This window comes from Rathayibacter sp. AY1C1 (genome assembly GCF_002932105.1).
GTDB lineage: Bacteria > Actinomycetota > Actinomycetes > Actinomycetales > Microbacteriaceae > Rathayibacter.
In genome coordinates, this window is the sequence record NZ_PSWH01000027.1 from 1 (window position 1) to 11,675 (window position 11,675).

The window sequence follows — 11,675 nt, forward strand, 5'->3', positions numbered from 1 at the left end:
CGCCCGGACCCCGTCCCGCCCGACCCTCGCCCGGTCTCGATCCGCCGCTCCGCGGCTACTCGACCACCCGGAGGACACCGGCGGCCGCAGGCTCGCACTCCGATCCGCCACCCTCTCGCCGCACCCTCCGAGGCGAACCGGCGATCCGCGTGTCAGCGGAACGTCGTAGCCGGACGCACGACGCTCTCACCGACCCGGCCACCCTCCCCAGCCGACCGCGCCGAGCCGGGCAAGGACCGGCTCGCCACAGACACCGCGAACCGGCGATCCGCGTGTCAGCGGATCGTCGTAGCCGTACGCAGGACGCCCTTGAGAACCCGGCCACCCTCCCCAGCCGACCGCGCCGAGCCGGTCGGGGACCGGCTCGGAATTCAATACAGACAGTTCGGCCCCAGCAGGCTCTTCAGCTCGCCGAAGAGGTCCGGGGTGATGCGCACGGGGAACGGCACCTCGAACACGCGGGCCGTGTCGCCCTTGATGAGCTTCAGCCGCACCTCGGTCTGGCCGGAGTGGCGGATGAGCACGTCGCTGAGCTGTGAGACCGTGTCGGTGGTCGCGCGCGACTCGGGCATCGAGACGGTGAGCGGTCCCGAGTCGCCGTCCTGGCTCATCTCGGGGGCGAACAGGCTGAACGCGTGCAGGTTCATCCCGTCGTCGCGCATGCTGACGCGGCCTCTGACGACGACGATGGAGTCGTTCGTGAGCGCCGGGGCGAACTCCTGGTACGCCTTCCCCATGAACATGCAGGTGATCTCGCCGCCGAAGTCCTCGACCTGGATCATCCCGTACTGGTTGCCGGAGGCCTTGGCCATGCGGTGCTGGACGCTCGTGACGAGGCCCGCGACGACCACGGTCTCGCCGTCGGCGATCGTCTCCGAGATCAGCAGGTCGGCGATCGTGGTGCTGTAGTGCTTGGCGAGCTCGGTCTCGAGTCCGGCGAGCGGATGGTCGGACACGTAGAGCCCGAGCATGTCGCGCTCGAAGGCGAGCTTGTCGCGCTTGGCCCATTCGGGCCGCTCGGGCACCTGGATCGCGGCCTGCGGCTCGTCCCAGAGGCTGTCGAAGTCGAAGCCGACCTGGCCGTTCGCCTCGTTGCGCTTCTCCCCCACCGCCGCCTCGACGGCGTCCTCGTGCACCTCGACCAGGGCGCGGCGCGTCGAGCCGAGCGAGTCGAAGGCGCCGGCCTTGATGAGCGACTCGATGGTGCGCTTGTTGGTCACCTGCAGCGGCACCTTGCGGAGGAAGTCGTGGAACGTCTCGAAGCGGCCCTTCTCCTCGCGGGCGGCCCGGATGCCCTCGACGACGTTCATGCCGACGTTGCGGACGGCGCCGAGGCCGAAGCGGATGTCGGTGCCGACGGCGGTGAAGAAGCCGATCGACTCGTTGACGTCCGGCGGGAGCACCTTGATCCCCATCCGCCGGCACTCGTTGAGGTAGGCGGCCATCTTGTCCTTGGAGTCGCCGACGCTGGTGAGCAGCGCGGCCATGTACTCCGCGGGGTAGTGCGCCTTGAGGTACGCCGTCCAGTAGGAGACGACGCCGTACGCCGCCGAGTGCGCCTTATTGAAGGCGTAGTCGGAGAAGGGCAGCAGGATGTCCCAGAGGGTCTTGACGGCCTCCATCGAGTAGCCGTTGGCGATCATGCCGCCCGAGAAGCCCTCGAACTGCTTGTCCAGCTCGGACTTCTTCTTCTTGCCCATCGCGCGCCGCAGCAGGTCGGCCTGCGCGAGCGTGAAGCCCGCGAGCTTCTGCGCGATCGACATGACCTGCTCCTGGTACACGATCAGGCCGTAGGTCCCTCCGAGCACCTCCGAGAGCGGCTCCTCGAGCTCCGGATGGATCGGGGTGATCTCCTGCACGCCGTTCTTCCGCAGCGCGTAGTTGGTGTGGGAGTCGGCGCCCATCGGGCCCGGCCGGTAGAGCGCGAGGACTGCGGAGATGTCCTCGAAGTTGTCGGGCTTCATCAGTCGGAGAAGGCCGCGCATCGGGCCGCCGTCGAGCTGGAAGACGCCGAGCGTGTCGCCACGCGCGAGGAGGTCGTAGGCGGCCTGGTCGTCGAGCTCGAGGTCCTCGAGCACGAGGTCCTGTCCGCGGTTGGCGCGGATGTTGTCGAGGGCGTCGTCGATGATCGTGAGGTTCCGCAGCCCCAGGAAGTCCATCTTGATCAGCCCGAGAGACTCGCACGCGGGGTAGTCGAACTGCGTGACGATCTGGCCGTCCTGCTCCCGCTTCATGATCGGGATGATGTCGAGCAGCGGATCGCTGGACATGATGACGCCGGCCGCGTGCACGCCCCACTGGCGCTTGAGGTTCTCGAGTCCGAGCGCGGTGTCGAAGACCAGCTTGGCCTGCGGGTCCTCGGCGATGACGTTGCGCACGTCGAGCGCTTCCTTGTAGCGCGCGTGGGCGGGGTCGTTGATGCCGCTGAGCGGGATGTCCTTGCCCATGATCGCGGGCGGCATGGCCTTCGTCAGCTTCTCGCCCATCCCGAACGGGAAGCCGAGGACGCGCGAGGCGTCCTTGAGAGCCTGCTTCGCCTTGATGGTGCCGTAGGTGACGATCTGCGCGACGCGCTCGTCGCCGTACTTCTCGGTGACGTAGCGGATGACCTCGCCGCGGCGACGGTCGTCGAAGTCGACGTCGAAGTCGGGCATGGAGACGCGGTCGGGGTTGAGGAAGCGCTCGAAGATCAGGCCGTGGCGCAGCGGATCGAGGTCGGTGATCTTCATGGCGTAGGCCGCCATCGAGCCGGCACCGGAGCCGCGGCCGGGACCGACGCGGATCCCGTTGCGCTTGGACCAGTTGATGAAGTCGGCGACGACGAGGAAGTAGCCGGGGAAGCCCATCTGCAGGATGACGCGGGTCTCGTAGTCCGCCCGGTCGCGCACCTCCTGGGAGATGCCGTCCGGGTAGCGCTCGCGCAGTCCGGCCTCGACCTCCTTCACGAACCAGGTGTCCTCCGTCTCGCCCTCCGGCACCGGGAAGCGGGGCATGTAGTTCGCCGAGGTGTCGAACTGGACGTCGCAGCGCTCCGCGATGAGGAGCGTGTTGTCGCAGGCCTCGGGGTGGTCGCGGAAGACCTGGCGCATCTCGCGCGGCGACTTGAGGTAGAACTCGTCCGCGTCGAACTTGAAGCGCTTGGGGTCGTCGAGGGTGGTCCCGGACTGCACGCAGAGAAGCGCCGCGTGCGAGGTCGCATCGTGCGCGTGCGTGTAGTGCAGGTCGTTGGTGGCGACCAGCGGGAGGTCGAGGTCCTTCGCGAGCCGGATGACGTCGCCGATCACCCGCCGCTCGATGTCGAGGCCGTGATCCATGATCTCGGCGAAGAAGTTCTCCTTGCCGAAGATGTCGCGGTAGTCGGCGGCCGCCTGGCGGGCCTCCTTGTACTGGCCGAGGCGCAGGCGCGTCTGGACCTCGCCGCTCGGGCAGCCCGTGGTGCCGATCAGGCCCTCGGAGTACTGCGAGAGGATCTCGCGGTCCATGCGCGGCTTGAAGTAGTAGCCCTCGATCGACGCGCGCGAGGAGAGGCGGAAGAGGTTGTGCATGCCCGTCGTGGTCGAGCTGAGCAGCGTCATGTGGGTGTACGCGCCGGAGCCGGACACGTCGTCCCCTCCGCCGTCGCCCCAGCGGATGCGGGTCTTGTCGGAGCGGTGCGTCCCCGGGGTGAGGTAGGCCTCGGTGCCGATGATCGGCTTGATCCCCGCCGCCGTCGCGGTGCGCCAGAAGTCGAAGGCGCCGAACACGTTCCCGTGGTCGGTCACGGCGATGGCCGGCATGCCCTCCTCGACCGCCGCGTCGATCAGCGGCTTCACCCGCGCTGCACCGTCGAGCATCGAGTACTCGCTGTGCACGTGGAGGTGGACGAAGGAATCGTTACTCGGCAAGGATGCGCCTCCGGCGGACTGCGGGCAGGGGAGGGATGGCCGGCGACCCGGGAGGGCCCGTGGACACGGCGGGAAGAAGTCTAACCGCGCCGGACGCGGGTCCGGCCGGGAGAGCGCGGATCACTCCCCGCGCAGCACCTCGAGGGCGTGCACCAGGTCGTCGGGGTACGACGCCTCGAACTGCACCCACTCCCCGGAGCCCGGGTGGGTGAAGCCGAGCCGGACCGCGTCGAGCCACTGGCGGGTGAGGCCGAGCCGCTTCGAGAGGGTCGGATCGGCGCCGTACATCGCGTCGCCGACGCACGGGTGGCGCTGGGCGGCCATGTGCACGCGGATCTGGTGGGTGCGGCCGGTCTCGAGGTGGATCTCGAGGAGGGAGGCGAACGGGAAGGCCTCGATCGTCTCGTAGTGGGTCACCGAGGGCTTGCCGTCGGCGCGGACCGCGAACTTCCAGTCCGAGGACGGGTGGCGGCCGAGCGGGGCGTCGATCGTCCCGGCGAGCGGGTCGGGGTGGCCCTGCACGACCGCGTGGTAGACCTTCTCGACCGTGCGGTCGTGGAACGCGCGCTTGAGGTGCGTGTAGGCGCGCTCGGACTTCGCGACGACCATGAGGCCGCTCGTGCCGGCGTCGAGCCGGTGCACGATGCCCGCGCGCTCGGCCGCACCGGAGGTCGACACGGTGAAGCCCGCGGCGGCGAGGGCGCCGAGCACCGTCGGTCCCTCCCAGCCCACGGCGGGGTGCGCGGCCACTCCGACGGGCTTGTCGATCACCACGATGTCGTCGTCGTCGTGCACGATGCCGAGGCCGGGGACCGCCATCGGCACGATCCGCGGCTCCTCGCGCGGGCTCCACTCGACGCTCAGCCAGGTGCCGGCGTGCACGCGGTCGCTCTTGTCGAGGACCCGTCCGTCGGCGCTCACTCCTCCCGCCTCGGCGACCTCGGCCGCGAAGGTGCGCGAGAAGCCGAGCAGCTTCGCGACGGCCGCGTCCACGCGGAGGCCGTCGAGCCCGTCCGGGACCGGCAGCTCTCGGGACTGCGCCATCAGCGTCCGCCGAAGCGGTCGGCGTCGCGGGCCGCCTCCTCGACGGAGGAGGCCGCTGCGGGGGCGCCCGCTCCGGGGGCGGCGGGAGCGCCGTCCTCGGACACGACCTGCTCCTGCTCGTCGCGGCCCGCGCGCTCGCGGGTGCCGTCGAGGCCGACGCCCCGCACGCTCAGGAGGACGAACAGCGCCATCGCCGTGCAGATCGCGATGTCGGCGACGTTGTAGATCGCCGGGAGCAGCCACGGCGTGAAGAGGAAGTCGACGACGTGTCCGAGCCCGAAGGAGGGCTCTCGGAACAGCCGGTCGAAGAGGTTGCCGAGGGTGCCGCCGAGCAGCAGGCCGAAGAAGACGCCCCACGCGGCGGAGCGGATCCGGCGCGAGAACCAGATCACGGCGACGACGACGCACGCCGCGATGATCGAGAAGATCCAGGTCGACCCGCTCGCGAGGGAGAAGGCGGCACCCGGGTTCTTCACGTAGTGCAGGATCAGGACGTCGCCGAGGACATGGACGTCCTCGCCCAGGGGCAGGTTCGTCGTGACCAGGAACTTCGCGGTCTGATCGATCGCGAAGACCGCGAGCGCGACGAGGCCGAGGGTGACGAGCACCCTCGGCCTGACGTCCGCTGCGGCGGGACTACGCCCCAAAGCCCGACAGCGAGGACTCCGTCGACGCCGGCTGGGTGTCGAGGTCGCGGAGCTGGCCCTCGATGTAGCTCTTCAGCTTCTGGCGGTACTCGCGCTCGAAGGTGCGGAGCTCGTCGATGCGGTGCTCGACCGTCGCGCGCTCCTCCTCGAGCTTCGCGACCTGCTGGCGCTGCTTGGCCTCGGCCTCGGCGACGATGCGGGCGGCCGTGGCACGGCCCTCGGCGACGAGAGCGTCGCGCTTCTCGGCACCCTCGCGCACGTGCTCCTCGTGGAGGCGGCGGGCGAGCTGCAGGAGTCCGCTGGAGCTCTCGGCCTCGTCGACCGGAGCCGACTGCGAGGAGCTGACGGGAGCGACGACCGGTGCGGGAGCCGGGGTGGGCTCGGGCTCGGGCTGCGGCTCCGGCTCGGGTGCCTCGTCGACCACCGGGGCGGGAGCAGGAGTGCTCTCGCGCGGGGCGTCGGAGACTCGGGCGTCCGAGGGGCGGCTGTCGCCGGAGGAGAGGCGCTGACGAAGCTCCTCGTTCTCCTGGTTCAGGCGGCGGAGCTCCACGACGACCTCGTCGAGGAAGTCGTCGACCTCGTCCTGGTCGTATCCCTCACGGAACTTGGTCGGCTGGAACCGCTTGTTGACAACGTCTTCGGGAGTGAGCGCCATGGCTTTCCACCTTCGATTTCAAGTAGGTACACGTTTAACAACGCGCGACTAAAGCTAGCAACTTCAGGCGCACGGCGCAGTGCTGACACCGCGGGGAACGTCCGGACGTGCCAACGATACAGGGACGGTCAGGCGCGCTGGAGCCACGTGGCGATGTACATGCCCACGATGACGCAGAGCATGGTGAGGCTCCAGCCGAAATCGAGCGCGATCGGACCGATCGAGACCGGCTTGATCAGGCGTCGGAAGAAGCCGATCGGCGGGTCCGTGACGGTGTAGACGCCCTCCGCGGCGACGAGGCCGGCACCGCGGGGGCGCCAGTCGCGTCGGATCACGCGGACGAGGTCGAGCACGAACCGCGCCCACATCGCGAAGAAGTAGAGCAGCAGCACGAAGTACAGGACGCTCCCGAGGAGCGAGACGACGGAGGTCACCGGGGGCCAGGGCTCCCCGGGATCAGGACTTCGCGAAGAACGACGCGTCGGCGTCGCTCTCGGCGGAGGCGGAGTCGCCGGCGACGGTGATGTGCGACGGCGAGAGCAGGAAGACCTTGCTCGTCACGCGCTCGATGCGGCCGTAGAGGCCCTGCGAGAGTCCGCTCGCGAAGTCGATGAGGCGGCGGGCGTCCGCATCGCTCATCTGCGAGAGGTTGATGATCACGGGGATGCCGTCGCGGAAGTTCTCCGCGATGACCTGCGCGTCGCGGTACTGCTTCGGGTGGACGGTGAGGATCTCGTTCATCTCGGCGGGTGCCGTCGCCTTCGGGGTCTGGGGGGTGGGCTTGCGGAGCGGGGTGACCGTCGCGCGGGGCTGCTGCACCGGCTCGACGGGAGGGACGGGCTGCACCGGGGAGACCGGTGCGCGGTGGGCCGTCGCCGGGGCCGCCTCGACGGGCTCTGCGCGCTCGTACTCGACCTCTTCGTCGGCGAGTCCGAGGTAGACCATCGTCTTCTTCAGCGGGTTGGCCATGGGGTGTCCTCCGTGTCGTGTGTGCTCCCACAGGTGGGTCACCACGAGGTTAGGTGCGGGCGGGGCGTTCTCCGGTGATTGCCGATCCGATTCGCAGGTGTGTCGCACCCTCCGCGATCGCCTCGGCGAAGTCGTTCGACATGCCCGCCGAGATCGCCGTGGCGGAGGGCTCGACGGCGCACACGCGGTCGGAGATCGACCGGAGCCGGGCGAACGCCTGACGGGGCTCCTCGTCCAGCGGAGCGACCGCCATCACGCCGCGCAGCGTGAGGCCGGGCGCCCCGGCGAGAGCCTCGGCGAGGGGCTCGACGTCGGCGGGCGACGCTCCCCCGCGGTCGGGGTCCTCGGTGAGGTTGACCTGCAGGAACACGTCGAGCGGCTCCTCCCCCGCCTCCAGCAGCGGGACGAGCGCGAGCCGGTCGACGGAGTGGACCGCGTCGGCGTAGCGGCGCACCTGGCGCGCCTTCTTGCTCTGGAGCTGCCCGATGAAGTGCCAGCGCGCAGCGGTCCCCGCCAGCTCGGCCGACTTCTCCTGCGCCTCCTGGTGCCGGTTCTCGCCGAAGTCGACGACGCCCAGCTCGAGGAGGTCGCGGAGCAGCGACACGGGGTGGAACTTGGTCACCACGATGGTCGTGACCGAGGACGCCTCGCGACCGGCCGAGCGGGTCGCGTCGGCGACCCGCTCGGAGACCTCGGCGCAGCGCGCGGCCAGCTCCGGATCCGGCACGACTACTTGAGGAAGTCGGGGATGTCCAGGTCGCTGTCGTCGTCGTCGAAGGACGGGTCGGCGACAGGGGCCGGGGCGGCGACGGGGGTGCTCGACCAGATCGAGCCGGCCGCAGGGGCGGCGGCGGGAGCCGGGACGGGCTCGGCGGCCGACTCGCTCGCCGAGCTCTGCTGCTGGCGCGGCTGGGCGATCGCGGCCTGAGCGGTCCCGCCCGGCTCTCCGCCGTCGAAGCCCGCGGCGATGACGGTGACGCGCACCTCGTCGCCGAGCGTGTCGTCGATCACGGCACCGAAGATGATGTTCGCCTCGGCGTGCACCGCCTCCTGGACGAGGCGCGCCGCGTCGTTGATCTCGAAGATGCCGAGGTTCGAGCCGCCCTGGATCGAGAGGAGCACGCCGTGCGCGCCGTCGATGCTGGCCTCGAGCAGCGGTGAGGCGACGGCCAGCTCGGCCGCCTTGATCGCGCGATCGGCGCCGCGCGACGAGCCGATGCCCATCAGCGCCGAGCCCGCGCCCTGCATGACCGACTTCACGTCGGCGAAGTCGAGGTTGATCAGGCCGGGCGTGGTGATCAGGTCGGTGATGCCCTGGACGCCGGCGAGGAGCACCTGGTCGGCGGTCGCGAAGGCCTCGAGCATCGAGATGCCGCGGTCGCTGATCTCGAGCAGGCGGTCGTTCGGGACGACGATGAGCGTGTCGACCTCGTTCTTCAGCGTCGCGACGCCGGCCTCGGCCTGCGTCTGCCGACGGCGTCCCTCGAACCCGAAGGGCTTGGTCACGACGCCGATGGTGAGGGCGCCGATCGACTTGGCGATCCGCGCGACGACGGGCGCGCCGCCGGTGCCGGTGCCGCCGCCCTCGCCCGCGGTGACGAAGACCATGTCGGCCCCCGCGAGGACCTCCTCGATCTCCTCGGCGTGGTCCTCGGCGGCGCGGCGGCCGACCTCGGGGTCGGCGCCGGCGCCGAGTCCGCGGGTCAGCTCGCGGCCCACGTCGAGCTTGACGTCGGCGTCGCTGAGCAGGAGCGCCTGGGCGTCCGTGTTGATCGCGATGAATTCGACACCGCGCAGGCCGAGCTCGATCATGCGGTTGACGGCGTTGACGCCACCACCGCCGATGCCGACGACCTTGATCACGGCGAGGTAGTTCTGGTTTGAAGTCACGTCTCCGGCCTCCGGGCTGAACCTTAAACCTGTAGTTGAGGCTTAAAGTTATGCTGAGTATGCATTTGGGGTTCGGCTCCGACGGTAGGCGGAGTCCGGTCGCGCTCCCAGCAGACACGCCCGCAACGCTCGAAAGAACGCGCGGATCCGCCGCCGGTCAGGGCCGGGGCGCCACGACGGCGGCCTGGGGCGAGGACACGTCGTAGATGCCGACGACGGCGGGGTCGGTCGCGGCCATCAGCTTCTCGAGCACGACGGCCTTGAGCGCCGACTCGTCCGACCCGCCCCAGACGACTTCCGTGCCGTTCTGCAGGGTGAGCGAGACGTCGTCGCCGGTCGTGGCCGTCGCTGCCGTCACCTGCGGAGCGAGCGACGCGGGCAGGGAGCGCAGCACCCGTGCGGTCGCGCGGAAGCCGGCTCCCGAGGCGTCGCCGGACGCGGTGGTGAGGACCGGGTAGCCGGGCTGCGCCGAGTCCGCCGTCTCGATGACGACTCCGGCCGCGTCCACGAGCTCGAAGCGGCCCCCCGCCGCGATCACGCCGAGGGGCGTGCGCTCGACGATCGACACCACGAGGGTGCTCGGCGGCCGGGTCTGCACCGAGTAGCTCTGGATGAGCGGGGACGCGCCCAGCACGCGGCCGACCTCGTCCCGGTCCACCAGGGTGAGCGGGACGCCGAGCTGGTCGTCGAGCTCGCTCTGCAGGGCGGCGGCGTCGACGCGCTGGGTGCCCGAGATCTCGATCGTGCGCACGGCCATGAGCGGCGAGAAGGCCGCGACTCCGACGATCAGGGCGAGGGCGACGAGCGACCCGGCCACGACCAGGGCGATCAGGCGGCGCCGACGCGCGCGCTTCGTGAAGCGGCGGACCTCCCCCCGCTCGTAGCGCCTCCGCTCGCGGGCGGCCCGGGAGACGGCCCGGTTCTCGGCTCCGGGCAGGCGCAGGCCCGAGAGGGTGCGGCGGACCGCGCCCACGCGCGACCGAGTGCGCTCGGCCGGCTCCGGGTCCACGCGGATCGCGGAGACGATCCGGATCGGCTCGGTGTCCGGCTCCGGCTCGCCGCCGCGCGTGGAGACGCTCCGACCGGGCGCCGGAGGGCGTCCGCCGTCGGGCCGCTTCACGGCCGCTCCCCCGCTTCGGGCGCGAGGACCGCGGTCATCGTGCGACCGGCGCGGCCTCGCTCGCGCCGAGCGACTCGAGCACCTGCGGGATGATCCGGTAGACGTCGCCGCAGCCGAGGGTGATGACGAAGTCGCCCTCGCGCGCGATGCCGGCCGCGAGGCGGGCCGCCTCCGCCCAGTCCGGGACGAACGAGACGTGCGACGGGTCGGCGAACTTCTCGCTGACCAGCGCTCCGGTCACTCCGGGCTCCGGATCCTCGCGCGCCCCGTAGACGTCGAGGACGATCGTCTCGTCGGCGTAGCGCTCGAGCGTCTCGGCGAACTCGCGGGCGAAGAGGCGGGTGCGGCTGTAGAGGTGCGGCTGGTGCACGGCGATGATGCGGCCCTCGCCGACCACGGTGCGCGCGGCGGAGAGGGCGGCGGCTACCTCGGTGGGGTGGTGGGCGTAGTCGTCGTAGACGCTGACTCCGCGGACCGCTCCGTGCAGCTCGAAACGGCGCTCCGTGCCTCCGAACGCCGACACGGCCTCGAGCGAGGCGGCCGGATCGAAGCCCAGGCCCACCAGCACTGCGAACGCGCCGGCCGCGTTGATCGCGTTGTGCAGGCCGGGGATGCGGAGGCGGGCCGAGTAGCGCCTGCCCTCGTACTCGACCGAGAAGCCGACGGGGCCGACGAGGTCGAGGTCGACGACGCGGACGTCCGCCCCCTCGGCCTCGCCGAAGGTCAGCACCCGTCCGCCGACCAGCCGCTCGGTGACGCGGACGGCGCCGGGGTCGTCGGAGGAGATGACGACGAGCTCGCTCGCGGAGGAGGCGAAGGTGACGAAGGCCTCCTCGAACGCCTCCAGCGATCCGTAGTGGTCGAGGTGGTCCGGGTCGACGTTCGTGATGAGGGCGACCGCGGTGTCGTAGAGGAGGAAGCTGCCGTCCGACTCGTCGGCCTCGACGACGAAGACCTCGCCGGAGCCGGCGGCGGAGGAGGTGCCGAGGCTCTCGATGATGCCGCCGTTGACGAAGCTGGGGTCGGCGTCGACGCCGAGCAGGCCGGTGACGATCATGCCGGTCGACGTGGTCTTGCCGTGCGCTCCGGCCACCGCGATCAGGCGCTTGCCACGCACCAGCCAGGCGAGGGCCTGCGAGCGGTGCAGCACGGGCAGGCCGCGCTCCTTCGCGAGCAGGTACTCCGGATTGTCGGGCCACAGGGCGGAGGTGACGACGACCGCCTCGGCGTCCCCGAGGTTCGCCGCGTCGTGGCCGATGGCGACCGGGACGCCGAGCTCCCGCAGCTGCTCGATGGGGTGGGACTCGCGGACGTCGGAACCGGTGACCCGGTGCCCGGCGTGGTGGAACAGCCGGGCGATCCCGCTCATCCCGGAGCCGCCGATGCCGATGAAGTGGACCGAGCCGAGCTCGTCGGGGACGGTGATGCCGAGGTCGGGCTTGATCACGGGGCTCTCGCTTTCGGGT

At 70.8% G+C, this 11,675-nt stretch carries 10 protein-coding genes; all 10 read right to left on the minus strand.

Features of this window, described 5'->3' with window-relative positions; genetic code table 11:
* Positions 1-371 precede the first annotated feature (371 nt).
* A complete protein-coding gene (gene dnaE, locus C5C71_RS12600) occupies positions 372-3,833 on the minus strand; it encodes a DNA polymerase III subunit alpha (protein WP_244229655.1) in 3,462 nt (1,153 codons plus the stop codon).
* 171 nt (positions 3,834-4,004) lie between these two features.
* Positions 4,005-4,928 carry an RluA family pseudouridine synthase gene (locus C5C71_RS12605; protein ID WP_104233341.1) on the minus strand — a complete coding sequence of 308 codons (924 nt, stop codon included), beginning with the start codon at positions 4,926-4,928 and terminating at the stop codon, positions 4,005-4,007.
* Complete coding sequence (gene lspA, locus C5C71_RS12610) at positions 4,928-5,536, minus strand: signal peptidase II (protein ID WP_104337810.1); 609 nt, start codon at positions 5,534-5,536, stop codon at positions 4,928-4,930. Before lspA ends, C5C71_RS12605 begins: the two co-directional genes overlap by 1 nt.
* Positions 5,537-5,564: 28 nt before the next feature.
* Positions 5,565-6,230 carry a DivIVA domain-containing protein gene (locus C5C71_RS12615; RefSeq protein ID WP_104222600.1) on the minus strand — a complete coding sequence of 222 codons (666 nt, stop codon included), beginning with the start codon at positions 6,228-6,230 and terminating at the stop codon, positions 5,565-5,567.
* A gap of 128 nt (positions 6,231-6,358) precedes the next feature.
* Positions 6,359-6,664 (minus strand): YggT family protein, encoded by a 306-nt coding sequence (locus tag C5C71_RS12620; protein WP_258059242.1) that lies wholly within the window; start codon positions 6,662-6,664, stop codon positions 6,359-6,361.
* A gap of 22 nt (positions 6,665-6,686) precedes the next feature.
* Entirely contained in the window at positions 6,687-7,199 is a 513-nt protein-coding gene (locus C5C71_RS12625; RefSeq protein ID WP_104222599.1) for a cell division protein SepF, read from the minus strand.
* A gap of 49 nt (positions 7,200-7,248) precedes the next feature.
* Positions 7,249-7,926 carry a YggS family pyridoxal phosphate-dependent enzyme gene (locus C5C71_RS12630; RefSeq protein ID WP_104337811.1) on the minus strand — a complete coding sequence of 226 codons (678 nt, stop codon included), beginning with the start codon at positions 7,924-7,926 and terminating at the stop codon, positions 7,249-7,251.
* Between the two features lie 2 nt (positions 7,927-7,928).
* Entirely contained in the window at positions 7,929-9,089 is a 1,161-nt protein-coding gene (gene ftsZ / locus C5C71_RS12635) for a cell division protein FtsZ (protein ID WP_104222597.1), read from the minus strand.
* A gap of 157 nt (positions 9,090-9,246) precedes the next feature.
* Entirely contained in the window at positions 9,247-10,209 is a 963-nt protein-coding gene (locus C5C71_RS12640; protein WP_104337812.1) for a cell division protein FtsQ/DivIB, read from the minus strand.
* A gap of 34 nt (positions 10,210-10,243) precedes the next feature.
* The gene (gene murC, locus C5C71_RS12645; RefSeq protein ID WP_104337813.1) at positions 10,244-11,656 is read right to left on the minus strand and encodes a UDP-N-acetylmuramate--L-alanine ligase; all 1,413 of its coding nucleotides are present in this window, start codon (positions 11,654-11,656) and stop codon (positions 10,244-10,246) included.
* Positions 11,657-11,675 lie beyond the last annotated feature (19 nt).